The sequence below is a fragment of the Thermithiobacillus plumbiphilus genome (genome assembly GCF_038070005.1).
Classification (GTDB): Bacteria; Pseudomonadota; Gammaproteobacteria; order Acidithiobacillales; family Thermithiobacillaceae; genus JBBPCO01.
Genome location: NZ_JBBPCO010000007.1, coordinates 122,420 through 145,817, shown reverse-complemented (window position 1 = coordinate 145,817; position 23,398 = coordinate 122,420). Strand labels below are relative to the sequence as shown.

The following is a 23,398-nucleotide window of genomic DNA, read 5'->3' as shown; positions in this document are numbered from 1 at the left end:
CCATCCATGGATCGATGAATAAAGAGTAAGATAACACTCGGATGACACAGCATCAACCGGATCACAAAGCCTGGGAATCGCTCTCCCACAACAAAAAAACCGCCCGGGCGAACCCGGGCGGTCAGCGCCCCGAAGGGCGGCGTACAGCCTGTTAACCGCTTCTTAGAAGGCGACCTGCAGACGGGCTGCGAGGACGTTCTCGACGGCGTCGCCAGTAACCTCAGTACCACGGCCGTCATTCAGCAGGGTAGTGGTATAACCGGCTTCCGCATCACGGATCATGTAGTTGAGCGCGACATTGGTGCCACCGCGCTTGCCCTTCCTGGCGAAATAGTACTTGGCGCCAAGATCGATGCTGTCGAACTCCGGCTCGTCACTGACCCCGGTGGCTTCAAGCTTCACGGTCTGGTAGCGGGCCATCAGATCCAGAGCGGGCATCACGGTATAGACACCCATCGCATACCAGCCCTTGGTTTTATCTTCGCCCGCAGCACCGGCATCCGCCTTGCCCTGATAATACTCGGCACGGGCCAGCAGCGGGCCGGCATCATAGGCCGCGCCCAGGGTCCAGGCGCTGCGCTCATCTTTCGCCGCGCCTCCCGTCACGTTATCGGCGCCGCGGTCGTTGTTCATATACCCGCCATTGAGCTTCACGCCCGGCATCGGCATCACGAAGAGGTTGGCGGTGTACATGAAGTTGTTGTTGCCGCCAGTGCTGATACCATTCTCATCCACTGGCGCATCACTGCCGGTCATGCCCTCACCCTGGAACACACCCAGGGCATAGCCGGCACCCATGCCGCCCATGTCCATCTTGCCGGAGAGTTGCACGCCCTTGTCGCGGAAGCCGCTGCCGGGATTGATGCCATCGGCCACGAGATTGGTGACATCGGTGCGGTCCATGAAGGGACGCACGGCAGAGGACTCGCGACCTTCGATGTCGAACTCATACTTGAACTGGCCCACGGTCACCTTGGCCAGGGGATTGAAGTTCAAAGTGGCGAACATGTCGCGGAAGATGGTATTGCTGGAGTTGTCGCCCTGGAGCGTGACACCGTAGCCGATCAGGTCATTGACCTTGCCGCTCACGCCAACACGGGCGCGACGCATATTGAACTCGTGCTCACCATACCCTTGTGCCGTGTTCGCATCATTCCCGTCACCCAGACGGTAGTCGGCCTGCACATAACCACTCACCTTGACGCTGGGCTTGCTGTCGGCAGCAAAGCTGGCGGCGGGCATCATGACAGCCGCGGCAATGGCGGCAGCAATAATTTTGTTCATGTTTACTCTCCTCAGAGTTAAAGCAGTGTTTGTACCTGCTGTGTATCTATATAGCAGCACAAAAAGCACTTTGCAACATTTCTGCAACATTTCCTGTTGCCGAACTTTGACGCGACCTTGGTCGGAGCCTGCAAAAATGGGTATATCACTTGCATTGAGGAGAGGAGACAACCTGAAAAGCAGAGTGGAGACAGTTGCGGGATATCCACAAAAAGCAAGGGCCCCGGTTTCCCGGGGCCCTGACTCGGCCGGGGCGCGGCATGGCCGCGCCCGGACTCAGGCAAAGAACACCTTACTGCGCAGCAGCAGGGCTCTCGGTGGGGGCGGCAGTGCCTTCGGCACCAGCAGCGCCCGTGCCGGCAGCGCCGGTGTCGCCACCGGTGGCAGCGGCATCACCAGCCGGGGCAGCGCCGGTCATGCCAGCATCGCCAGCCGGGGCAGCGCCGGTCATGCCAGCATCACCAGCCGGGGCAGTCTCGGTGCCGGTCATGCCAGCATCGCCAGCCGGAGCAGCGGCATCAGCCGGGGCTTCGGTGCCGGCGGGGGCTTCGGTGGATTCTTCCTTCTTGCCGCAAGCGGTCAGGACGAGCATGCCAGCAGCGATAGCAGCCAAAAGCTTCAGGTTCATTTCTATTCTCCTTGGGTCCAAAATCAAAAAGCGATTTTGTTTGCGCAAACATCATCGGCTTATTTTACTTGCCCGCCCCCATCCTGGGAGCGGATTCGGGTATTTTACATACGCGCACAATCTATACAAGTACCAGAACCCAATTCCTGCAGAAAAGTTCCGTGATGGCGGGCAGGAGACTTGAAAAGCTGCAGCCAGATGACCTAGAATAGCGCAATCGCTTGGGGGATCGTCTAGCGGTAGGACTACGGACTCTGACTCCGTCAACCTAGGTTCGAATCCTAGTCCCCCAGCCATTTCCTTCCCGAAGCACTCCCGAACTCCCCGGAAATCACAGCACCACCCTCGCGCAGGCCCGGCCTGTGGTCCAAAGCCCGGCAAACCGTCCTGGGCGACCAGAAAACAAGAAAGCCGCCCCTGGGGCGGCTTTTTGTCTGGCTGGCAACAGATCAACGCTTGGAGAACTGAGTGCTCCGACGCGCCTTGTGCTTGCCGACCTTCTTGCGCTCGACCTCACGCGCATCGCGGGTCACGAACCCCGCCTTGCGCAGGGTTCCGCGCAGGGCCTCGTCGTAAACCATGAGCGCGCGGGTGATACCGTGGCGAATGGCGCCGGCCTGGCCACTGGCGCCACCACCGGCCACATTGACCATGATGTCGAAGCGGTCGGCGTTGCCGGTCAGCTCCAGCGGCTGGCGGACGACCATGCGGGAGGTCTCGCGCCCGAAGTACTCTTCCAGGCTGCGCTTGTTGACGATGATCGCGCCCTTGCCGGGCCTGATATAGACGCGCGCCGTGGAGGTTTTCCGGCGCCCTGTTCCGTAATATTGCTGTTCGGCCATAGTCCTGTTCCGTTATATAGTCAGGTTTTGGGGCTGCTGGGCGCTGTGCTGATGCTCGGATCCGGCATAGACCTTCAGCTTTCTGTACATGGCCCGACCCAGGGGATTCTTGGGCAGCATGCCCTTGACGGCGATCTCGATGACCCGCTCCGGATGGGTGGCGATCAGCTTTTCAAAGCTGCTGGTCTTGAGATTGCCGACATAGCCAGTATGATGATGATACATCTTGTCGCGGGTCTTGTTACCCGTTACACGGACCTTTTCCGCGTTGACCACGACGATGTAATCGCCGGTATCGACATGGGGCGTGTACTCAGGCTTGTGCTTGCCACGCAGGCGCTTGGCAATTTCCACGGCGAGACGACCCAGCACCATGCCAGAGGCGTCGATGAGATACCAATCGCGCTTGACCTCGTGGGCCTTGGCGGAAAACGTTTTCATTCTGGAACTCCAAACATCTGTCGTTTGAGTAGAGGCGGAATCCTATAGGCAGCCGCACACTTTGTCAAGGCAATCCCGGCTTCAATGGCTTCGCCCCGGAAAAGCATGATCAGCCGGGCGAGCCTGCTTGATCAGTGCAGCATTTAGACATATTCTAAAATACATCGCCACCCCACAAAGACAGGAGTTTAGCATGACATACGACAAACCCTTACCCAGCGCTGGCAATTCCCGCAAGGGCGCCTTTGTGCTTGCAATGGGTGGAGCCCTGCTGCTGGGGCTCGCGGGCTGCGGCCAGCAGCAGGATCAGGATAAAGAGACCGGGAGTACGGCAAGGACCGAGAGCGTGCCGCAAGCTGACAACAAGCAGGCGAAAGCCCCTGCCGGACCGCTGGCGGGCTTCATCCTGCCTGCCAAGGCGCCGGTTCCGGCCGACAACCCGATGACCCCGGCCAAGATAGAACTCGGCAAGCAGCTCTATTTCGATCCGCGCCTGTCACGCACCGGCACGGTATCCTGCAATTCCTGCCACAACGTGATGGCCGGCGGCGATGACGCGCGCCCGACCTCGGTCGGCATCGAGGGGCAACTTGGCGAGCGCTCGGCCCCGACGGTCTGGAATGCCGCCTTCCTGAGCGTGCAGTTCTGGGATGGCCGCGCGCCCACCCTGGAAGAACAGGCCAAGGGCCCGATCACCAACCCGGTCGAGATGGGCATGCCCAAGCACGATCTGGCCGTGCAGCGGATCAAGTCGATTCCGGGTTACGGGGAGGCATTCCAGCAGGTGTTCGGCGGCCAGAACCCCGTCAACATCGACAATATCGTGAAGGCCATCGCCAGCTATGAACGCACCCTGATCACTCCCGACAGTGCCTTCGACCGTTATGCCAAGGGCGATCAGAACGCACTGAATGCCTCAGCGCAGCGCGGCCTGAAGCTGGTGCAGGAAGTCGGCTGCACGTCCTGCCACAGTGGACCGAACTTTGCCGGACCGCAATTGCCGGTGGGCCAGGGCTTCTACATGAAGTTTCCCCGCTTCCCGAATGACTATGTGCAGAAGTACGATCTGACTGCGGACCTTGGACGCTTCAATGTGACAAAGAAGGAAGAAGACCGGAACGTCTGGCGCGTGGCCCCCTGGCGCAATATCGCGCTGACCGCTCCTTATTTTCACAACGGTTCGGTGCCGACCCTGGACGAGGCGGTGCGCGTGATGGCGAAGAGCCAGCTGGACAAGACCCTGACCGATCAGCAGGTGGCCGATATCGTGACCTTCCTGAACTCTCTGACCGGTGAGTTCCCGCAGCAGACCATGCCGCGCCTGCCAGATGTGCTCAATGCGTCCCTGATTCGATAGCCGGCGCAAAGCGAGGGGCGCCCGCTCCTCGCAACAGGCACAAAAAAGGCGCGGAGGATATCCGCGCCAATAAACCACCAAAGGAGGAAGGAACAAGCTTTTCCTGACTCCTTGCGGAGCACAAGCATAAGCTAGGGATAATATTCTTATTTCAGGACGAGAAAGTCAACTATTTGACACCACTCAGACCAGCAGCCGACGACGCACCAGCACCACGGCCAGGTAGTAACCAACCCCCGCGTAAGCCAGCAGCACCCCCAGATGAACCCAGAAGTCCTGTATGCCGCCGCCGGCCAGCAAGGGTCGCAGGATCGCGACGGCATGGGTCAGGGGCAGAATCTGGGCAAGCACCTTCAGCAACGCGGGCAGCGTATCGATGGGATAGAACACCCCGGAAAAGAGAAACATGGGCGTCAGGACCAGGGTGAAGTAGTACATGAAGAAGTCATAGCTCGGCGCCAGCGCGGTCATCACCAGGGCGGGGCCGGCAAAGGCGAGACCGGTAAGAAAGATGATGGGGATGGCCCAGGGGGCAGCCGGATTCGTGACGGCACCCAGCAGGGTGGCGACGATCAGGATGGCGGCTCCACTGATCAGGCTCTTGCTGGCACACCAGAGCATCTCCCCGGCGAGGATGTCATCCACCTGCAAGGGTGTGGCCAGCATGGCGCCATAGGTCTGCTGATGGGTCATGCGGGTGAAGGCGGAATAGAGCCCTTCGAAGGTGGCCGTGTTCATGGCGCTGCTGGCGACGATGCCGGAGGCCAGGAACACGAGGTAGGGCATGCCGGCCATGCTGCCGATATAAAGACCGAGGCCATAGCCCAGGCCCAGCAGATAGAGAAAGGGATCCCCGAAGTTGCCGATCAGGCTGGGCAGCATGAGCTTGCGCCAGACCAGGGCATTGCGGCGCCAGACTGCGAGGCTGCGCAGGCGCGGTCGGGGTGGACGCCAGTCAAGCATGTTTCCTCCAGCGAGCGGTCAGCACCGGTCAATCGCGCAGGTCGCGCCCGGTCAGTTTGAGAAAGACGTCTTCCAGGGTGGCCGGACGCATCAGCGCGCTGATCCCGGGCACCTGCCTGACCGCTTCCAGCAGGGGCCCGGCCGAGTCGAGATAGAAAAAGGCGGTATCAGCAACGATTTCCCGGTCGCGGTACAGTTGCGCCGGCAGGCTGTCGAGATCCGGCAGCTCGCCGGCATGATTAGCCCGGATTTCCACGACTTCAGGCGAGACGTATTGATGGATCAGGCTCTGGGGCGAGCCCTGGGCGAGGATGCGGCCGTTGTCCATGACGATCACTTCGTCACAAAGCCGTTCCGCCTCTTCCATGTAATGCGTGGTCAGGACCAGGGTCTTGCCGGCCTGACGCAGGCTGCGCAGACGCTGCCAGATGAGGTGGCGAACCTGGGGGTCGAGACCGGTGGTCGGCTCGTCGAGCAGAATCAGCTCAGGATCGTTGATCAGGGCGCGCGCCAATGTGAGACGGCGCTTCATGCCGCCGGAGAGTGCAGCAATGGGTGAGTTGGCTCGGTCGGTCAGCTCGGCGAAATTCAGCAACTCGGGAATGCGCTGCGCGAGCTGAGGCGCGGGGATGCCGAAGTAGCGTCCATAGATGCGGAGATTTTCGTAAACGGTGAAGTCGGGGTCCAGGTTGTCTGCCTGGGGCACCACGCCAAGGCGCGCACGGATGTGTTCGGCGCGCTGGGGCATGGGCTCGCCGAAGACCTCCAGGCTGCCGCCGTCAGTCGGCGCCTGCCCCAGCATCATGCGCATGGTGGTGGTCTTGCCAGCGCCATTGGGGCCGAGAATGCCCAGGCACTGGCCAGCCGCGATGCGCAGGTCGATGCCATCGACCACGACGCGATCGCCGTAGGCCTTGCGAAGCGCCCTGGCCTGCAGGACCACCCCACCGGGTACTAGAAGCATGTCAGGGGAAGGGCTTCGGGCGCATCCTCGGCAAGCGCATCCAGCAGACCACTGCGCAGCACGTTCAACTGTCCATGGAAAAAGTGGTCGGCGTCCTTGAAGCAGAGCAGATCGGGCGCGCCATCATGGGCCCGGACCCAGCGCTCGACGTCCTCACACGGCACGATTTCGTCCCTTTGGCCCTGCACCACCAGCCAGGGGCAGTGCGGCGCGGGCGCCTCGCCAAAGTCAAAGAGATTCACCGGTGGAGCAATCGTGATCAGGCGCCGTATCTGTGGCCGGGCGCGGGCACTGCAATAGGCCACATAGGCGCCAAAGGAAAAGCCGGCGAGCCAGATGTCGAATCCAGGGCGCCTATCCAATGCCCAGTCGATCACCGCCAGCAGGTCTTCACGCTCGCCCCGGCCACCGTCATAGCTTCCTTCGCTTTGGCCCACGCCGCGAAAGTTGAATCGCAGGGAGGGGATGCCAAGTTCGTTGCAGGTGCGGCTCAGATAATGCACGACCTTGTTGTGCAGGCTACCCCCGTAGAGCGGATGCGGGTGACAGATGACCGCAACCACGCCGCGAATGTCCCCTTCAGGCGGACAGGCGGTAATGCCTTCGATCCTGCCGGCCGGACCGTCTATGCTGACCGTCTCATTGACGCAGGTGAAATCGCTTTCCAGGCCATCGTAGCGTTGCAGCTTGTCGGTGGGGAGCATGGAAGTCCTAGATTTTCAGGCGTTCAACGACCACGCCGTCCTTGAGGTGGGAGTCGACGATTTCAAGCACATCCTCGGCATCCACGTAGGTGTACCACACCCCTTCGGGATAGACGAGAGCAATGGGTCCGCTGGCGCAACGGCCCAGGCAGCCGGCCCGGTTGACCCGGACCCCGTCAGGACCATGGATGCCCAGATCCTTGGCCCGCTGCTTGGCAAGCTTCGCCATGGCATCGGCCACGCCCGAATTGTTGCAGGCCGCCTTGCCGCTTTCGCGCTGATTGGTGCAAAAGAAGATATGCCTTTGATAATAGGGTTTTTCCACAGGGACTCCTTCCGGCAGCACCGAACTGTGCCATAATAGCCAAATCGGCGGCCGCTTGCGAATCCAGCCTTGGAAGCAGACGCCATCCTGGCGGCGCTCGACCCGAACGACGGATGACTTGACCGACATGGGTGGTTTATTTTAAGTAAATTCCTCATCCGAAGCCCATCGCCAGGAGTCCAATCGTGAAAAGGATATCTGCCTTTGCCTTCGGTTTGCTTGGCACCGTGACACTCGCAAACACCGCCCTGGCCCAAACGGCCGGCAATCCGGAACGCGGCAGGCAAATCGTCCTGCAGGGAGGCAATGGCCTGCAGGCCTGCGCGACCTGTCACGGCCAGCATGGCGCAGGCCAGGATCAGGCCGGCTTTCCGCGGTTGGCGGGACTGAATCCTGAATATCTTTTCAGGCAGATCGAGAACTTCAAGACCGGACAGCGGCAAAACCCGGTCATGCAGCCCATCGCCAAGGCCCTGTCCGATCAGGATGCCCGCGACGCGCTGGCTTACTATGCCAATCAGAACCTGCAGATGACCCCTCGGCCCTATGGCAAGGATCCTGATTTCAGACTTGGCGAAAGCTTGGCGCTGAACGGTAACTGGGACAAGAAGATACCCGCCTGTGTCTCCTGCCATGGGCCACAGGCCGTAGGGGTCGGCGTCAACTTCCCCCGACTGGCGGGCCAGCAGCCCACTTATCTCGTCAACCAGATCGAGAACTGGAAGAAGGGCTCGCGCAAGAATGATCCGCAGGGGCTGATGCGAGTGGTGGCGGAGCGTCTCAGTCCCCAGGAGGCGCTGGCAGCCGCACATTATCTGTCCAGCATTCAGCCCGGCAAGGTGCCCCCGGGTCAGGCCGCGCAGGAAGGTGGCGCACCCGCGGCCGGCAAACCAGCCACACAGGGCGCGGCAAGGTAAGCGCAGCAATTGTCATTCAGGCAGAGACGATGCACACTGAAATCTTTGGGCCCCTCAGGAATTGCCATGCAACGCCACAGCTCCCCCCTGGATCGTCTCGTTGGCCAGTTTGATCATGCACTACGCACCCTGCACGGGGTGCAGCGGGGAACCGGCAAACCTTCGCCGGCTGCGGCACTGGATGACACCCTGGTCGAACCCAGCGAGCGGGTTCGCGCCGGGCGCCTGATGCGGGTAGACCATGCTGGCGAGGTGATGGCGCAGGCGCTCTATCAGGGCCAGGCCTTCATGAGCCGGGAGACGCCCTTGCGCGCGCATCTGGAACAGGCGGCCCGGGAAGAGGCCGATCATCTGCACTGGTGCGAGGAGCGGCTGCGCGAGTTCCGGATGCGCCCCAGCCTGCTCAATCCGCTCTGGTACATGGGGGGCTGGCTGATGGGCGCGAGCGCCGCCAGGCTTGGGCGCAGCACGAACCTGGGCCTGGTCGCCGAAGTGGAAAGGCAGGTGGAAGCACACATCGAGGACCACCTGCAACAGCTCCCGGCGGACGACATACGGTCCCGCGCCATCCTGAACACCATGCAGGAAGAAGAGATCCAGCATGGGCAGAACGCCATGTCTCTGGGGGGGCGCAAGCTTCCCCTGCCCGCGCGGCTTGGCATGCGCCTGCTCTCCCGTCTGATGACCCGCGGAAGTTTGTGGGTCTGAAAAACCAACTTGTAATTAATATATCGGTGTCCTATTATCCTCATTAGCCAGAAGGTAACTTCCTGGCAGGAAATGCCCTCGGAACTTAAAAGGATAAGAGGATAAGGATATGAACGATCAAACGACTGCAGTAAATCACCGCTTCCTCGGTGTCGTCATCGTGTCGCTGGTAGTACTTGGCTGGGCCAGCCTGATCTCGGTGCTGCTCGGTTAGGAATGCAGGGCTGCCGCGCCGGAAAAAGGCGCGGCAGCTGCGATCATCCGGCCAAAGGCGGGTGGTGGATCAATTGAACGGTAATGCCTGCCGGGTCCTCACAATAGAAACTGCGGGCGCCATCCCGATGGGTACGCGGTTCGGTCTTGATGCTGACTCCGGCGTCCTTCAGAAAAACAAACCAGGCATCGACATCCTCGGGACTTCGCAAGACAAAGCCGATGTGGTCCAGCTTCTGTGAGCCGGGATCGGCATATCCAGCGCCCGCCTCGACCAGTCGATGCAGGGCCAGGTTATCCCTGCCGCCAGTCAGATAGACATTGTCCGGGTCCGGGCGCCACTCCACCCGCATACCCATGAGATCGACATAGAAATGCTCCGCCGCGGCCAGGTCGGGAACGAACAAGGCCACATGATGCAGGCCAATGGGTGCTGCAGGTCTTGGCAACATTGAATTTCTCCTGGGAGACTAGCTGTTGCAGGCTTCCGCCGTCAGCCCTGCCGTGGGTAGTTGCAGGCGATAGCGCCCTTCCCTGACCGCCGCGGCCATGCTGCCGATGGTATGCTGTCCCAGCATATCCATGACCTGTGCCTTGAGCGGCTTCCAGTGGTAATGCACCGGGCAGGCGGTCTTGTCACTGCACTTCTTCAGACCCAGCACGCAACCCTCACCAAAATGACGTCCCTCGACGATTTCCAGCACATCGATGATGGGCATGTCCAGGGCTTCCGGACGCATGACGAATCCGCCCCCCCGCCCCTTATAGGAACTCAGCACATCATTTTTGGCAAGGTCCTGCAGGATCTTGGCAAGGTACTGGGCTGGCACGCCGAGATAGCTGGCGACTTCGCGGCTCAGGCGCGGCTGGCCCGGGGGCTGGGTTGCCAGATAGATGAGTGCCTGCAGTGCATATTCGCTGGTTCTCGACAGCAGCATCGAATTCTTCCTTTTTGCCTGAACAGGCAAGCTCGGTTCAGCGCCCTGGCTCGGTCAGTCCACGGGCCTTACTTCGAAGTCGTGTGTGATCTCGGCAGTCTTTTCCAGCATGATGCTGGCCGAGCAATATTTCTCGGCGGAAAGCTGAATGGCCCGTTCGACGCGGCCAGGATCAAGGTTGCGGCCGGTGACGATGTAGTGCAGGTGAATGCGGGTGAACACCTTGGGATCACTCTCTGCCCGCTCGGAATCGATCTCGACCACGCAGTCGTGAATGTCCTGGCGCGAACGCTTGAGGATCAGCACGACATCGAAGCTGCTGCAACCCCCGAGTCCCATCAGCACCAATTCCATGGGACGGGGACCGAGGTTCCGCCCGCCGGCATCCGAAGAGCCGTCCAGCACCAGGGCATGGCCACTGCCGGATTCCGCCACAAAGGCCATGCCATCCTGCCCAAGCCATTTCACTCTTGCCTTCATACCACCTCCAGATTTGAATATATCATTATGTCTCGCGAAAACCTAAACATGGTGATCATACCTTGCCGGAATGAAACAAGGACTGCAAGGCCGCACCAGGATCAGGCTGGCGCATGAAGGCCTCGCCCACCAGAAAGGCGTGAATACCGGCGGCCTGGAGCCGGGCGACGTCCGCGGCCGTGTGGATGCCACTTTCACTGACCAGCAGGCGGTCGGGGCCCAACAGGGGCAGGAGTTCCAGACTGTTTTCCAGCCGGGTCTCGAAGGTGCGCAGGTCACGATTGTTCACTCCGATCAGGGGCGTCCTGAGCTGCCGGGCCAGCGCCAGCTCCGCGGCATCATGCACTTCCACCAGCACTCCCATCCCCAGGGCGTGCGCCTGAGCCTCAAGTGCCACCAGCTGTTGCAGCGACAGCGCCGCGACGATCAAGAGGATGGCATCAGCGCCGATGGCTCGCGCCTCCCAGACCTGATAGGGATCGATGATGAACTCCTTGCGCAGCACCGGGAGATCACAGGCTTCCCGCGCAGCGGTCAGATAGGCATCGGCACCCTGGAAGAAATCGACATCCGTCAGCACGGAAAGACAGGCCGCACCATGGCTGGCATAGGAGCGGGCGATTTCGACGGGATTGAAATCCGGCCGGATGAGTCCCCTGGAGGGCGAGGCCTTCTTGATTTCGGCAATGACGGCGGGCTCGGGATGCGCGGCGCGTGCCCGTTGCCAGAGCGCACCGACGAAATCACGCGGCGGGGACGCCATGCTCACGGCGGACTGCAGGGTTTCCAACGGCTGGCGGGCCTTGCGCTCAGCCACTTCCTGGGCCTTCCGGGCGAGAATGCGGTCGAGGATATCAGACTGGCTCATGCGGGCAGTGCCTGTGTCCATTGCGCGAGCTCACGCAGCTTGGCCAAGGCCCTGCCACTGTCCAGGGCCTCGCGGGCGCGCTCGACCCCGAGCGCCAGTGTTGCGGCAAGCCCGGCGACGTAAATGGCGGCACCGGCATTGAGCAGGACCACATCCCGCCTTGGCCCCTGCCCGCCCTCCAGCACTTCCAGCATGACCCGCAAGGCGGACTGCACATCAGCCACCTGCAGCGCCGACAGGGGCGCGCATTGCAGGCCAAAGTCCTCCGGCCGGATCTGATCGCGGATGATGCGCCCATCGCGCAGTTCGGCAATCTCGGTGGGACCGCTGATCGTGATCTCATCGAGCCCGTCGCTACCATGCACCACCAGCACATGCCGGCTGCCCAGCTCCCGCAATACCTCGGCCAGGGGCGTGAGCCAGCGTTCGGCGAATACCCCGACCACCTGGTTCGGCGCACCGGCAGGGTTGGTGAGCGGCCCCAGCAGATTGAACAGGGTACGGATACCGATATCCCGCCGCGGCCCGATGGCATGCTTCATGGCGCCGTGATGGGCAGGCGCAAACAGGAACCCGGCGCCGACCATCGCCATGCAGTCCTGCGCCTGCTGCGGCGAGAGCGCCAGGCGCAGGCCGGCCGCCTCCAGCACGTCGGCACTGCCGCAGGTACTGGATACCGAGCGGTTGCCGTGCTTGGCCACCACCGCACCGGCCGCGGCCGCCACCAGCGCGGCAGTCGTGGAGATGTTGAAGGTATGGCGGCCATCACCCCCGGTGCCGCAGGTATCGACCAGGTGCGGTACATCAATATTGACCCGGCTGGCCATGGCACGCATGACCTGGGCCGCGCCCACGATTTCCTCCACCGTCTCGCCCTTCATGCGCATCCCGACCAGCAGGGCCCCAACCTGGGCGGGCGTGGCCTCGCCGGACATGATCTGCTGAAAGACCGCGCGGGCCTGCTCGCGCGACAGATCAGCGCCTTCAACGACCTGCTTGATGGCTGTCTGGATCATGCGCTGTCCGCTCCGGCAGGCTGTTGCAGGAAGTTGTTCAGCAATTCCTTGCCATGCGCGGTCATGATTGATTCGGGATGAAACTGCACGCCCTCGATGGCCAGTGACTTGTGACGCAGCCCCATGATGTCGCCCTCGGCAGTCCAGGCAGTCACCGCTAGGCAATCCGGCAGGGTCTCGCGCTCGACCACCAGGGAATGATAGCGGGTGGCCTCGAAGGGGACCGGCAATGCCCTGAACACGCCCTCCTGTTGATGCAGGATCGGGGAAGTCTTGCCATGCATGACTTCCCTGGCGTGAATGACATGGCCACCAAACACCTGGCCGATGGCCTGATGACCAAGGCAGACGCCGAGGATCGGCAGACGTCCGGCAAAGTGGCGGATGACGTCCATGGAAATTCCCGCTTCATTGGGCGTGCAGGGGCCCGGCGAGATCACGATGCGCTCAGGCGCCAGCGCCTCGATCTCGGCCAGGGTGATCCGGTCGTTGCGGTGCACGGCGACATCCGCGCCCAGTTCGCCAAAGTACTGCACGAGGTTGTAGGTGAAGCTGTCATAGTTGTCGATCATCAGGAGCATGGCCGTTCTCCTTGCTGCGTTTCGGTCAGGCCGGCCTCGGCCAGCGCGACGGCCCGGAAGGTCGCACGGCGCTTGTTCAGGGTCTCTTCCCATTCCAGCGCGGGCACGGAATCCGCCACGATGCCGCCCCCAGCCTGGATGTGCAGCATGCCTGCCTTGATGACCGCGGTGCGGATGGCAATGGCGGTATCCATGTTGCCCGTCCAGGACAGGTATCCCACCGCGCCGGCATAGATGCCCCGCTTGACCGGCTCCAGCTCGTCGATGATCTCCATGGCGCGGATCTTGGGCGCCCCTGAAACGGTGCCGGCCGGAAAGGTTGCACGCAGGACATCCATGGCATTGAGCCCCTGCTTCAGTTGCCCGGTGACATTGGACACGATGTGCATGACGTGCGAGTAGCGCTCAATGGCCATGTTCTGGGTGACCCGCACCGAGCCGGTCTCGGCTACCCGGCCCACGTCGTTGCGTGCCAAGTCGATCAGCATCAGGTGTTCGGCGCGCTCCTTGGGATCGGCCAGCAGCTCCGCCTCCAGCGCCTGATCCTCGGCCGTGGTGCTGCCGCGTGGCCGCGTCCCGGCAATGGGGCGGACCGTTACCTCGCCGTCTTCCAGGCGCGTCAGGATTTCCGGGGAGGCCCCGACGATATGAAATTCGTCGAGATCGAAGAAGAACATGTAGGGTGAGGGATTGAGCCCGCGCAAGGCACGGTAGAGGTCCAGGGGGGCGGCGGCAAAGGGAATGGACATGCGCTGGGAAGGCACCACCTGCATGACATCGCCTTCGCGGATATAGGCCTTGATCCGGTTCACCGCATTTTCATAGCCCTCGCGGCTGAAGCTGGACTGGAAGTCCGCCTCGCCGACCTCGCGGGCCTGGCCGAGCGACGCCTGCGCAGGCAAGGGCTCGCGCAATGCGGCTACGAGTTGGTCGAGCCGGGCCTGGGCGTTTTCGTAAGCCCGGGGCAAGGCGGGATCGGCATGCACGATCAGGTGCAGGCGACCACGCAGATTGTCGAAGACCACCACTTCTTCGGATAGCAGCAACAGGATGTCCGGCGTTCCCAGAGGATCAGGCTTTTGCCTGCCCTGCAGCCTGGGTTCGATGTAGCGCACGGTATCATAGCCGAAATAGCCGACCAGCCCGCCGGAAAAACGCGGCAGACTCTCTACAGGCGCCACCCGGAAACGCTGCTGGTATTCCTCGATCCACTGCAGGGGATCGATTGCCTGGTGCTGCTCGACCGTTTCGCCCGCAATTTCAAGTGTGATCTCCTGCCCGCGAACGCGCAGCAAGGTCCTGGCCGGCAGGCCAATGATGGAGTAGCGGCCCCATTTTTCACCACCCTGCACTGATTCCAGCAGGTAGGAATAAGGCCCATGTGCCAGTTTGAGATAGGCGCTCAGCGGCGTGTCGAGGTCGGCGAGGATTTCTCGCGAGAGTGGTATACGGTTATAACCTTGCGCGGCAAGGTTCTTGAACTGTTCAGGGGTCATGCGGATTCACCTAGGCTGTCAGAATGCGATCGTACGGCGGCGCTGAATGCTTCAGCGCCGCCATCGGGCCATGATTCTGATGTTTTCAGCCAAGGTGACCATGATCTGGTTTCCCGTCAAGCCAGCAGGTTGCTGAGATCCGCGAATTCGTCGATGACAGCATCCGGATTCAGTTCGCGGACGTCCTGATCGCCATTATACCCATAAGTGACACAAACGACAGGCACCCCGGCGCCAAATGCCGCCTCCGTGTCGTTGCGGGAATCGCCGACCAGCAACATGTCCTCGGCCGCAATGCCGAGCACATGACTGGCATGCAGCAGCGGCATGGGGTCAGGCTTGCGTTTGGGCAGGGTATCCCCCGACAGGATGATCTGGAAATAGTGATGCAACCCCAGCGCCTTGAGCAGAGGCTGGGTCAGCTCGTCGCGCTTGTTGGTGATGCAGCCAAGCACCCGACCTTCGCGGCGCAGGGCCTCCACGGTTTCCTGCACGCCAGGATAGGGTCGGCTGGTGTCGTGCAGGTGGTTTTTGTAATGCGCCATGTAGATGGCGAAGGCTTCATTGACCATGTCGTCCGAAGGCTCCTCGGTCAGGCGCAGGGTGCGGCGCACCAGCTCCTTGACGCCATTGCCGATGAAACCGCGAATGATCGGCAGCTCGACCGTGGGGCGTCCCAGTTCCTGCAGCATCCGGTTGGCGGCCGCCGCCAGATCACCGGCGGTGTCGATCAGGGTGCCATCCAGGTCGATGACAACGGCCTTTGCGGTAAAAGGAGGCTGAAAGCGGGGCTTCATCAGGACTGCCACGCTCATTCCCCCAAGGCGCGACGGAAGGCGTCGATGGTCGCCTTGTAGTCCGGGGTGTTGTAGATGGCGCTTCCAGCCACGAAGACATCGGCGCCGGCATCGGCCACGCGGCGCACATTGTCCACCTTGATGCCGCCATCGACTTCAAGATCGATGGCCTTGCCGGTGGCATCGATGCGCTTGCGTACCTGCTCGATCTTGGGCAGCGTGTATTCGATGAAGCTCTGGCCGCCAAAGCCGGGATTGACGCTCATCAGCAACACGAGATCCAGCTTCTCCAGCACGTAGTCCAGCACATTGATGGGGGTCGCCGGATTCAGCGATACCCCGGCCTTGCAGCCCAGGCTCTGGATGAGCTGGATGGTGCGATCCAGATGTCGGGTCGCCTCCGGATGCACGGTGATGATATTCGCGCCGGCCTTGGCGAACTCCGGGATGATGGCATCCACGGGCTCGATCATCAGGTGCACGTCCAGGGGCTTTTGGGTATGCGGGCGAATGGCGGCTGCCACCAGCGGTCCGATCGTCAGGTTCGGAACGAAGTGGTTGTCCATGACATCCACATGGATGTAGTCGGCGCCAGCCTGATCAACCGCACGGACTTCTTCACCAAGACGGGCGAAATCGGCGGACAGGATGGAAGGGGCAATCTTGAATTTGGACATGATGACCTCAAGGATAAGGTAGCTTGGCGCAGGGCAGAGCCACCCTGGGCCAAGACACCTGAATTATTCCGGCAAAAACGAGGCCCAACGGATGTTGGGCCTCGCTGGACAAGACCAGGATGGCTTAGCCGGCAGCGCGCTGGGCCTCGAGGCCCGTGACACGCGGATCCAGTTCGCCCTTCTTGTAGCGAAGGGCCATGTCGTCGAGCGCAATGACCTTGATCTTGCTGGCATTGCCGGCGGTGCCGAACTGCTCGTAGCGGGCCTTGCAGATCGCCTTGGCCGCCTTGGTGGCATCGACCAGGAACTTGCGCGGATCGAAATTGCTCTTGTTCTCGGCCAGGTGCTTGCGGATGGCGCCAGTCATGGCCATGCGCAGATCGGTGTCGATGTTGACCTTGCGCACGCCGTACTTGATGCCCTGCTGGATCTCTTCAACCGGCACGCCGTAGGTCTGCGGCATCTCGCCACCGAACTGGTTGATGATGTCCAGCCACTCCTGCGGCACGGAAGAGGAACCGTGCATCACCAGATGGGTATCGGGGATGCGGGCATGGATCTCCTTGACGCGCTCGATGGCCAGGATGTCACCGGTGGGCTTGCGGGAGAACTTGTAGGCGCCATGGCTGGTGCCGATGGCAATGGCCAGGGCGTCGACCTTGGTGGCGGCCACGAAACGGGCAGCCTCTTCGGCGTCGGTCAAAAGCTGATCGTGGCTCAGCACGCCCTCGGCGCCATGGCCGTCCTCCTTCTCGCCCATGCCGCTTTCAAGCGAGCCCAGGCAGCCGAGTTCACCTTCCACGGAAACGCCCACGGCGTGGGACATGTCCACCACCTGGCGGGTCACGGCGACATTGTAGTCATAGGTGGACGGGGTCTTGGCGTCTTCCATCAGGGAGCCGTCCATCATCACGCTGGTGAAGCCGGAACGGATGGCCTGGATGCAGACCGCCGGGCTGGCACCGTGGTCCTGGTGCATGGCAACCGGGATATTGGGATACATCTCGACGGCGGCCATGACCAGATGGCGCAGAAAGGGCTCGCCGGCGTACTTGCGGGCACCGGCGGAGCCCTGCAGGATCACGGGGCTGTCCACTTCCTGGGCCGCCTCCATGATGGCATGGATCTGCTCCATGTTGTTGACATTGAAAGCGGGAATACCGTAACCATGCTCAGCCGCATGGTCAAGCAGTTGTCGAAGCGAGATAAGCGCCATGTGCGTCTCCTAGGAATGGAATGCCAAAAAAGCGTTCAAGCGATTATAAACACAAACAAAATACATGAAAACGATTTTCATCCCCCCGGGGCTTCGGCCTCGCGTCGTGCAAGATCTCCCACGCGTACGATCTTGAGGGTATTGGTGCCCCCCGGTGCCGCCATCGGTTCGCCGATGGTGATCAGGATCAGATCGCCATCACGCACGGAGCCTCTTCGCCGCAGTTCGTCCTCCGCCGCACGCATGACCTGGCCGGGGTCATCATGCCGGTTCAGGCGGAAATTGATGGGGTACACGCCACGATAGAGCGTGACCTTGCGCCGGGTATGCACCTGCGGACTCAGGGCATAGATCGGCACATGCGTGTTGGCCCGCGACATCCAGAGCGTGGTGGCGCCGCTTTCGGTGAATGCGGCAATCGCCGCGATGGGCAGACGGCTGGCCGCAATGACACTGATCCCGGCGATGGTTTCATCCATGCGCAGCCACTGGTGCTCAGGCAGCAGATTGTCGTTTTCCCAGTGTGCCTGCCGCTCGGTCTCCCGACAGACCCGGTCCATGGCGGCCACGGCCTCCACCGGGTACTTGCCCGAAGCCGTTTCCGCCGAGAGCATCACGGCATCGGTGCCATCCAGCACGGCATTGGCAACGTCGGATACCTCGGCCCGGGTCGGGATGGGATTGGTGATCATCGACTCCATCATCTGCGTGGCCGTGATGACCACCCGGTTTCGCTCGCGGGCCATCTTGATCAGCCGCTTCTGAACCGGGGGTACGGCAGCATCGCCGATCTCCACCCCAAGATCCCCACGGGCAACCATGATGGCGTCGGAGGCGTCGATGATCTCCTCCATGGCCTCGACGGCTTCGGCACGCTCGATCTTGGCCACCAGTGCGCCATGTCCGCCTGCTGAACGCAACAGGCGACGGGCCTCGTGCATGTCCTCGGCACAGCGCGGAAAGGAAACGGCAATGTAGTCCGCCTCCAGCCGGGCAGCGGTGATGATGTCCTCGCGATCCTTGTCGGTCAGGGCCGGCGCGGTCAGGCCGCCACCGGCTCGGTTGATGCCCTTGTTGTTGGACAGCTCCCCACCCTGAACCACGCGGGTGTGCACCTCCTTGCCCATGACCTGGTCCACCCAGAGCACGATCATCCCGTCATTGAGCAGCAGCGTCGTGCCGCGAGTGACATCATGGATCAGTTCGGGATAGGTCAGGCCCACCCGGGTCTGATCACCAAGCTGACACTCGATGTCCAGGATGAAGGGATCGCCCGGATTCAGGAAGATCTTGCCATCCTTGAACTTGCCGATGCGGATCTTGGGTCCCTGGAGATCCGCGAGCACGCCCACGGCACGACCTGCGGCACGGGCACGGGCGCGCACCAGCTCCGCCCTTTGAACATGATCCTCGGCAATGCCGTGGGAGAAATTCAGACGGACGACATCCACGCCAGCCTCGATCAGGCGGTCGATGGTTTCCTGATCGGAGCTGGCAGGCCCTAGTGTAGCAACGATTTTGGTGCGTCTTTTCAAGCAAACTACTCCGCAGCACGCTGCTCAAGGATGGCCACGGCAGGCAGGACCTTCCCTTCCAGGAATTCCAGGAATGCGCCGCCACCGGTACTGATATAGGAGACCTGTTTCTCGATCCCGAACTTGTTGATGGCCGCAATGGTGTCACCGCCACCGGCGATCGAAAAGGCCGGACTTGCAGCCACTGCCCGGGCCATGGCCTCGGTGCCATTGGCAAAGGCTTCGAACTCGAACACACCTACCGGGCCATTCCAGACGATGGTGCCCGCTTTCCTGAGCATCTCGGCCAGATGGCTCGCAGTCTCGGGACCGACATCGAGGATCATCTCGTCGTCCTGCACGTCGTCAACATTCGCTACGCGATGTTCGGCGTCAGCGGCAAAGGCCTTGGCGACGACCACATCGGTCGGCACCGGCACGCTGCCGCCCTTGGCCTTGACCGCGTCCATGATGGCCTTGGCTTCGGGCACGAGGTCCGCCTCGACCAGGGACTTGCCGACTTTGTGACCCGCGGCCAGGATGAAGGTATTGGCGATGCCGCCACCCACGATCAGCTGGTCCACGCGATCGGACAGGGTCTTGAGGATGGTCAGCTTGGTGGACACCTTGGAGCCGGCGACGATGGCCACCAGCGGCCGGGCCGGACTCTCCAGGGCCTTACCCAGGGCGTCGAGCTCATTGACCAGCAGGGGGCCTGCCGCCGCGATGGTGGCAAAGCGGGCGACACCATGGGTGCTGGCCTGGGCGCGATGCGCGGTGCCAAAGGCATCCATGACGAACACATCACAAAGCTCGGCCATCTGCCGTGAAAGCGCCTCGTCGTCCTTGCCTTCGCCCTTGTTGAAGCGCACGTTTTCCAGCACCACCACTTCACCGTTCCGCAGGTTCTGCAGCTCCTGGCGACCCTCGGTCAGCCAGTTGCGGACCAGTTTCACTGGGGTTCCAAGCAGCTTGCCAAGATGCTCCGCGATGGGCCTGAGGCTGGCCTTCTCATCGAATTCGCCTTCCTTGGGGCGACCAAGGTGCGACATGAGCATGACCTTGGCGCCCGCCTTCATGGCGTGCTGGATGGTCGGCAGGCTGGCACGGATACGGGTATCGTCCGTGACATTGCCATTATCATCCTGGGGTACGTTCAGATCTTCGCGAATCAGGACCCGCTTGCCGGCAAGGTCCAGGTCGGTCATCCGGATGACTTTCATGAATTGCATTCTCCTGTAGCGCGCGGGCCTTGGCCCACACGGAATCTTCGGGGAAGAGACAGGCCGCCAGGGGAAACAGGGTGAGTCCAGCTCACCCTGTCGATTTCCCTGCTTAGCGCGGCTGGCCCATCATGGCCAGCGCGGTGTCGGCCATGCGGTTGGAGAAGCCCCATTCATTGTCATACCAGGACAGCACCTTGACCATGTTGCCCTGCATGACCTTGGTCAGCGTGGACTCGAAGATCGAGGAACGGGAATCATGGTTGAAGTCGATGGACACCAGCGGCTTGTCGTTGTAGCCCAGCACGCCCTTCATGGCGCCATCAGCAGCTTCGCGCACCGCGGCGTTGATCTCTTCCTTGCTGGTGGCGCGCTCGGCTTCGAACACCAGATCCACCACGGAGACATTGGGGGTGGGCACGCGCATGGCGAAGCCATCCAGGCGGCCGGACAACTCGGGCAGCACCAGTCCCACGGCCTTGGCGGCACCGGTGGAGGTCGGGATCATGCTCTGGGTGGCGGAACGGGCGCGACGCAGATCCTTGTGATAGACGTCCAGCAGCACCTGGTCATTGGTGTAGCTGTGCACGGTGGTCATCAGGCCGTGCTTGATGCCGACGGTCTGGTGCAGCACCTTGGCGAAGGGTGCCAGGCAGTTGGTGGTGCAGGACGCGTTGGAGACGATGACGTGCTTGTCAGGGTCCAGCTTGTCGTGGTTCACGCCATAGACGACGGTGATGTCCTCGCCATCGGCAGGCGCGGAGATCAGGACCTTCTTGGCGCCGCCTTCGAGGTGCTTGGCCGCCATGTCGCGCTTGGTGAAAAAGCCGGTGCACTCCATCACGACGTCCACGCCCAGGTCGCCCCAGGGCAGCTTGGCCGGATCGCGCTCGGCCAGCACGCGGATCTTGTCGTTGTTGACCAGCATGTAGTCGCCCTCGACGCTGACGCTGCCGGGGAAGCGACCGTGGACGGAGTCGTACTGGGTCAGGTGGGCATTGGTTTCAGCGCTGCCCAGATCATTGATGGCGACGATCTGGATCTTGTCGGTACGGTTGTTTTCATAGATCGCCCGGAGCACGTTCCGGCCGATGCGGCCATAACCATTGATCGCTACGCGAAGTACCATTTCTTTCTCCTAGTCTTGCTTGGTTGAATCGAAATCATGCCTGCCGGGCGCCAAGGAGGGCACCCGGCAGGGCTTTTATTATTTTGCCTGGAGGCCCTGGAAGATGCTCACGACATTGTCGACGGTGAAGCCGAACTTCTCGAAGAGCACGCCGGCCGGGGCCGACTCGCCAAAGCGATCCATGCCCAGCACCGCGCCCTGCAGACCCACGTACTTGTACCAGAGCCCGGTGGTGCCGGCCTCGATGGCCATGCGCCTGGTGATGCCGGCGGGCAGCACGCTTTCCTTATAGGCGGCGTCCTGCTTGTCGAACAGCTCGACGCAAGGCATCGACACCACGCGCACATGCACGCCCTGCTCGGCCAGCCTGGCCTGGGCACCCATGGCCAGCGCGACCTCGGAGCCGGTGGCGATCAGGATGCCCTGGGGCTGCCCATTGGCGGCTTCGGACAGCACATAGCCACCCTTGCGGATGCCCGCCAGGGTCTCATCCGTATGATTCTGGGCCGGCAGGTTCTGACGGGTCAGGGCCAGCACGGCAGGGCCTTCGCTGTTTTCGACCGACATGGCCCAGGCCACGGCCGTTTCAACGGCGTCGCAGGGACGCCAGACCCGCATGTTGGGGATCAGGCGCAGGCTGTTGACCTGCTCGATCGGCTGATGGGTGGGACCGTCCTCACCCAGGCCGATGGAGTCATGGGTAAAGACATAGATGACCCGCTGATGCATCAGCGCGGACATGCGCACGGCATTGCGGGCGTAGTCCGAGAAGATCAGGAAGGTGCCGCCGAAGGGCAGGAAACCGCCATAGAGGGCCATGCCGTTCATGATGGCGGACATGCCGAACTCGCGCACGCCATAGTGGATGTAGTTGCCGCTGATCACCGGTGCGACCAGTTCGCGCGCCCCCTTCCACAGGGTATTGTTGGACGGCGACAGGTCGGCGGAGCCACCGACGAACTCGGGCAGCACCGGGGCCAGGGCGGCAATGGCCTTGCCGGAGGCGACACGGGTGGCGATGTTCGGTTTTTCCTGCAGCAGGCCGTCGATATAGCCCTTGACGGTCTCCGCCCAGTTGGCCGGCAACTCGCCGCTCATGCGCCGTTCAAGCGCGGCGGCGTCTTGTGGGTAGGCGGCCTTGTAGGCCTGGAATCTTTCATTCCAGGCAGCCTGGGCGCGCTGTCCTTTCTCGCGGGCATCCCAGCCGGCATAGACTTCCTCGGGCACAGTGAAGGCTTCATGCGGCCAGCCAAGATTGTCGCGGGTCAGGCAGATTTCGTTCTCGCCCAGCGGGGCGCCGTGACAGTCATGGGTGCCGGCCAGATTGGGCGAGCCGTGACCGATGATGGTCTTGCAGACGATCATGCTCGGCTTGTCCTTGACCGAACGGGCCTCCTCGATGGCAGCCTTGATGGCATCGGGGTTATGGCCGTCCACGTCGCGTACCACGTGCCACTGATAGGCCTCGAAACGCTTCGGCGTATCGTCAGTGAACCAGGGCTCCAGGTGACCGTCGATGGAGATGCCGTTGTCATCATAGAAGCAGATGAGCTTGCCGAGCTTCCAGGTGCCGGCCAGCGAGCAGACCTCATGGGAAACCCCTTCCATCAGGCAGCCATCGCCGAGGAAGACGTAGGTGTAGTGGTCAATGATGTCGTGGCCGGGGCGGTTGAATTCGGCGCTCAGCAGGCGCTCGGCAAGGGCCATGCCCACGCCGTTGGCAAGCCCCTGGCCCAGCGGACCCGTGGTGGTTTCCACGCCCGGGGTGTAGCCGTACTCGGGGTGACCCGGGGTCCGGCTGCCCCACTGACGGAAGCGCTTAAGCTCTTCCATGGGCAGATCATAGCCAGCCAGATGCAGCAGGGAGTACTGCAGCATGGAACCGTGACCGTTGGACAACATGAAACGGTCGCGATTGAGCCAGTTGGGGTCTTTGGGATTGTGAACGAGGAAATCGTTCCAGAGCACTTCGGCGATGTCCGCCATGCCCATGGGCATGCCCGGATGGCCGGATTTGGCTGCCTGAACGGCATCCATGCTCAAGGCGCGAATGGCGTTGGCAAGATCGGTGCGGCTAACTGTCATGTACAACCTCCTGAAAGCATTTTCGCCCTGGC

General features: G+C 61.9%; 25 protein-coding genes and 1 tRNA gene. 4 read left to right on the top strand and 22 right to left on the bottom strand.

The annotated features are described in order from the left end of the window. Positions 1–162: 162 nt before the first annotated feature. Together WOB96_RS08590 and WOB96_RS08585 are read right to left on the bottom strand one after the other, a co-directional pair. Positions 163–1,284 (bottom strand): porin, encoded by a 1,122-nt coding sequence (locus WOB96_RS08590; RefSeq protein ID WP_341370883.1) that lies wholly within the window; start codon positions 1,282–1,284, stop codon positions 163–165. A gap of 292 nt (positions 1,285–1,576) precedes the next feature. Further along, positions 1,577–1,912, bottom strand: coding sequence for a hypothetical protein (locus tag WOB96_RS08585; protein WP_341370882.1), 336 nt, complete (start codon positions 1,910–1,912; stop codon positions 1,577–1,579). A 222-nt stretch (positions 1,913–2,134) separates the two neighbouring features. Here WOB96_RS08585 and WOB96_RS08580 point away from each other — a divergent pair. After that, positions 2,135–2,208: transfer RNA gene (locus WOB96_RS08580), tRNA-Gln, on the top strand. Positions 2,209–2,361: 153 nt separating this feature from the next. Here the strand turns inward: WOB96_RS08580 and rpsI are convergent. Then, positions 2,362–2,754 carry a 30S ribosomal protein S9 gene (gene rpsI / locus WOB96_RS08575; protein WP_341370881.1) on the bottom strand — a complete coding sequence of 131 codons (393 nt, stop codon included), beginning with the start codon at positions 2,752–2,754 and terminating at the stop codon, positions 2,362–2,364. A 12-nt stretch (positions 2,755–2,766) separates the two neighbouring features. Further along, positions 2,767–3,195 carry a 50S ribosomal protein L13 gene (rplM, locus tag WOB96_RS08570; protein ID WP_341370880.1) on the bottom strand — a complete coding sequence of 143 codons (429 nt, stop codon included), beginning with the start codon at positions 3,193–3,195 and terminating at the stop codon, positions 2,767–2,769. Positions 3,196–3,388: 193 nt separating this feature from the next. Between rplM and WOB96_RS08565 the strand changes: the two genes are divergently transcribed. Beyond that, the gene (locus WOB96_RS08565; RefSeq protein ID WP_341370879.1) at positions 3,389–4,552 is read left to right on the top strand and encodes a cytochrome-c peroxidase; all 1,164 of its coding nucleotides are present in this window, start codon (positions 3,389–3,391) and stop codon (positions 4,550–4,552) included. A gap of 183 nt (positions 4,553–4,735) precedes the next feature. Here the strand turns inward: WOB96_RS08565 and WOB96_RS08560 are convergent, their stop codons facing one another. The 4 genes from WOB96_RS08560 to WOB96_RS08545 are packed head-to-tail and all read right to left on the bottom strand — an operon-like array spanning position 4,736 to position 7,637. Then, positions 4,736–5,515 (bottom strand): ABC transporter permease, encoded by a 780-nt coding sequence (locus tag WOB96_RS08560; RefSeq protein ID WP_341370878.1) that lies wholly within the window; start codon positions 5,513–5,515, stop codon positions 4,736–4,738. 28 nt (positions 5,516–5,543) lie between these two features. Then, positions 5,544–6,479 (bottom strand): ATP-binding cassette domain-containing protein, encoded by a 936-nt coding sequence (locus WOB96_RS08555; RefSeq protein WP_341370877.1) that lies wholly within the window; start codon positions 6,477–6,479, stop codon positions 5,544–5,546. After that, the gene (locus WOB96_RS08550) at positions 6,470–7,183 is read right to left on the bottom strand and encodes an alpha/beta hydrolase (protein ID WP_341370876.1); all 714 of its coding nucleotides are present in this window, start codon (positions 7,181–7,183) and stop codon (positions 6,470–6,472) included. Before WOB96_RS08550 ends, WOB96_RS08555 begins: the two co-directional genes overlap by 10 nt. Before the next feature lie 7 nt (positions 7,184–7,190). After that, positions 7,191–7,637 carry a (2Fe-2S) ferredoxin domain-containing protein gene (locus WOB96_RS08545; protein WP_341370875.1) on the bottom strand — a complete coding sequence of 149 codons (447 nt, stop codon included), beginning with the start codon at positions 7,635–7,637 and terminating at the stop codon, positions 7,191–7,193. A gap of 56 nt (positions 7,638–7,693) precedes the next feature. Here WOB96_RS08545 and WOB96_RS08540 point away from each other — a divergent pair, with 56 nt between their 5' ends. After that, entirely contained in the window at positions 7,694–8,425 is a 732-nt protein-coding gene (locus WOB96_RS08540) for a c-type cytochrome (RefSeq protein ID WP_341370874.1), read from the top strand. 66 nt (positions 8,426–8,491) lie between these two features. Continuing rightward, positions 8,492–9,133, top strand: a complete 642-nt coding sequence (gene coq7, locus WOB96_RS08535; RefSeq protein WP_341370873.1) for a 2-polyprenyl-3-methyl-6-methoxy-1,4-benzoquinone monooxygenase — start codon at positions 8,492–8,494, stop codon at positions 9,131–9,133. A gap of 257 nt (positions 9,134–9,390) precedes the next feature. On the opposite strand, the gene WOB96_RS08530 is transcribed toward coq7, so the two are convergent. The 14 genes from WOB96_RS08530 to tkt form a co-directional block, all read right to left on the bottom strand. Further along, entirely contained in the window at positions 9,391–9,798 is a 408-nt protein-coding gene (locus WOB96_RS08530) for a VOC family protein (protein WP_341370872.1), read from the bottom strand. A gap of 18 nt (positions 9,799–9,816) precedes the next feature. Further along, positions 9,817–10,284, bottom strand: coding sequence for an RrF2 family transcriptional regulator (locus tag WOB96_RS08525; protein WP_341370871.1), 468 nt, complete (start codon positions 10,282–10,284; stop codon positions 9,817–9,819). Between the two features lie 54 nt (positions 10,285–10,338). Continuing rightward, complete coding sequence (locus WOB96_RS08520) at positions 10,339–10,764, bottom strand: OsmC family protein (protein ID WP_341370870.1); 426 nt, start codon at positions 10,762–10,764, stop codon at positions 10,339–10,341. Positions 10,765–10,819: 55 nt separating this feature from the next. Beyond that, the gene (gene trpC, locus WOB96_RS08515; protein ID WP_341370869.1) at positions 10,820–11,632 is read right to left on the bottom strand and encodes an indole-3-glycerol phosphate synthase TrpC; all 813 of its coding nucleotides are present in this window, start codon (positions 11,630–11,632) and stop codon (positions 10,820–10,822) included. Continuing rightward, positions 11,629–12,648, bottom strand: coding sequence for an anthranilate phosphoribosyltransferase (trpD, locus tag WOB96_RS08510; protein WP_341370868.1), 1,020 nt, complete (start codon positions 12,646–12,648; stop codon positions 11,629–11,631). Before trpD ends, trpC begins: the two co-directional genes overlap by 4 nt. Continuing rightward, positions 12,645–13,229, bottom strand: a complete 585-nt coding sequence (gene pabA, locus WOB96_RS08505) for an aminodeoxychorismate/anthranilate synthase component II (protein WP_341370867.1) — start codon at positions 13,227–13,229, stop codon at positions 12,645–12,647. The genes trpD and pabA overlap by 4 nt, the downstream gene beginning before the upstream one ends. Then, positions 13,220–14,725 carry an anthranilate synthase component I gene (trpE, locus tag WOB96_RS08500; RefSeq protein WP_341370866.1) on the bottom strand — a complete coding sequence of 502 codons (1,506 nt, stop codon included), beginning with the start codon at positions 14,723–14,725 and terminating at the stop codon, positions 13,220–13,222. The genes pabA and trpE overlap by 10 nt, the downstream gene beginning before the upstream one ends. 116 nt (positions 14,726–14,841) lie before the next feature. Next, entirely contained in the window at positions 14,842–15,534 is a 693-nt protein-coding gene (locus tag WOB96_RS08495; RefSeq protein ID WP_341370865.1) for a phosphoglycolate phosphatase, read from the bottom strand. Positions 15,535–15,536: 2 nt separating this feature from the next. After that, positions 15,537–16,199 (bottom strand): ribulose-phosphate 3-epimerase, encoded by a 663-nt coding sequence (rpe, locus tag WOB96_RS08490; protein ID WP_341370864.1) that lies wholly within the window; start codon positions 16,197–16,199, stop codon positions 15,537–15,539. Between the two features lie 124 nt (positions 16,200–16,323). Further along, on the bottom strand, positions 16,324–17,415 hold the full coding sequence (fba, locus tag WOB96_RS08485; RefSeq protein WP_341370863.1) for a class II fructose-bisphosphate aldolase: 1,092 nt from the start codon (positions 17,413–17,415) through the stop codon (positions 16,324–16,326). A 77-nt stretch (positions 17,416–17,492) separates the two neighbouring features. Next, positions 17,493–18,950: a pyruvate kinase gene (gene pyk, locus WOB96_RS08480; RefSeq protein ID WP_341370862.1), complete on the bottom strand. Its 1,458-nt coding sequence runs from the start codon at positions 18,948–18,950 to the stop codon at positions 17,493–17,495. 5 nt (positions 18,951–18,955) lie between these two features. Continuing rightward, a complete protein-coding gene (locus WOB96_RS08475) occupies positions 18,956–20,152 on the bottom strand; it encodes a phosphoglycerate kinase (RefSeq protein WP_341370861.1) in 1,197 nt (398 codons plus the stop codon). Positions 20,153–20,264: 112 nt separating this feature from the next. Continuing rightward, entirely contained in the window at positions 20,265–21,281 is a 1,017-nt protein-coding gene (gene gap, locus WOB96_RS08470) for a type I glyceraldehyde-3-phosphate dehydrogenase (protein ID WP_341370860.1), read from the bottom strand. Between the two features lie 78 nt (positions 21,282–21,359). After that, complete coding sequence (tkt, locus tag WOB96_RS08465; RefSeq protein WP_341370859.1) at positions 21,360–23,366, bottom strand: transketolase; 2,007 nt, start codon at positions 23,364–23,366, stop codon at positions 21,360–21,362. Positions 23,367–23,398: the final 32 nt, after the last annotated feature.

Coding starts and splice junctions, on each gene's coding strand:
- WOB96_RS08590 (WP_341370883.1), bottom strand. CDS start 1,284: ATGAACAAAATTATTGCTGCCGCCATTGCCGCGGCTGTCATGATGCCC.
- WOB96_RS08585 (WP_341370882.1), bottom strand. CDS start 1,912: ATGAACCTGAAGCTTTTGGCTGCTATCGCTGCTGGCATGCTCGTCCTG.
- rpsI (WP_341370881.1), bottom strand. CDS start 2,754: ATGGCCGAACAGCAATATTACGGAACAGGGCGCCGGAAAACCTCCACG.
- rplM (WP_341370880.1), bottom strand. CDS start 3,195: ATGAAAACGTTTTCCGCCAAGGCCCACGAGGTCAAGCGCGATTGGTAT.
- WOB96_RS08565 (WP_341370879.1), top strand. CDS start 3,389: ATGACATACGACAAACCCTTACCCAGCGCTGGCAATTCCCGCAAGGGC.
- WOB96_RS08560 (WP_341370878.1), bottom strand. CDS start 5,515: ATGCTTGACTGGCGTCCACCCCGACCGCGCCTGCGCAGCCTCGCAGTC.
- WOB96_RS08555 (WP_341370877.1), bottom strand. CDS start 6,479: ATGCTTCTAGTACCCGGTGGGGTGGTCCTGCAGGCCAGGGCGCTTCGC.
- WOB96_RS08550 (WP_341370876.1), bottom strand. CDS start 7,183: ATGCTCCCCACCGACAAGCTGCAACGCTACGATGGCCTGGAAAGCGAT.
- WOB96_RS08545 (WP_341370875.1), bottom strand. CDS start 7,637: ATGTCGGTCAAGTCATCCGTCGTTCGGGTCGAGCGCCGCCAGGATGGC.
- coq7 (WP_341370873.1), top strand. CDS start 8,492: ATGCAACGCCACAGCTCCCCCCTGGATCGTCTCGTTGGCCAGTTTGAT.
- WOB96_RS08530 (WP_341370872.1), bottom strand. CDS start 9,798: ATGTTGCCAAGACCTGCAGCACCCATTGGCCTGCATCATGTGGCCTTG.
- WOB96_RS08525 (WP_341370871.1), bottom strand. CDS start 10,284: ATGCTGCTGTCGAGAACCAGCGAATATGCACTGCAGGCACTCATCTAT.
- WOB96_RS08520 (WP_341370870.1), bottom strand. CDS start 10,764: ATGAAGGCAAGAGTGAAATGGCTTGGGCAGGATGGCATGGCCTTTGTG.
- trpC (WP_341370869.1), bottom strand. CDS start 11,632: ATGAGCCAGTCTGATATCCTCGACCGCATTCTCGCCCGGAAGGCCCAG.
- trpD (WP_341370868.1), bottom strand. CDS start 12,648: ATGATCCAGACAGCCATCAAGCAGGTCGTTGAAGGCGCTGATCTGTCG.
- pabA (WP_341370867.1), bottom strand. CDS start 13,229: ATGCTCCTGATGATCGACAACTATGACAGCTTCACCTACAACCTCGTG.
- trpE (WP_341370866.1), bottom strand. CDS start 14,725: ATGACCCCTGAACAGTTCAAGAACCTTGCCGCGCAAGGTTATAACCGT.
- rpe (WP_341370864.1), bottom strand. CDS start 16,199: ATGTCCAAATTCAAGATTGCCCCTTCCATCCTGTCCGCCGATTTCGCC.
- fba (WP_341370863.1), bottom strand. CDS start 17,415: ATGGCGCTTATCTCGCTTCGACAACTGCTTGACCATGCGGCTGAGCAT.
- WOB96_RS08475 (WP_341370861.1), bottom strand. CDS start 20,152: ATGAAAGTCATCCGGATGACCGACCTGGACCTTGCCGGCAAGCGGGTC.
- gap (WP_341370860.1), bottom strand. CDS start 21,281: ATGGTACTTCGCGTAGCGATCAATGGTTATGGCCGCATCGGCCGGAAC.
- tkt (WP_341370859.1), bottom strand. CDS start 23,366: ATGACAGTTAGCCGCACCGATCTTGCCAACGCCATTCGCGCCTTGAGC.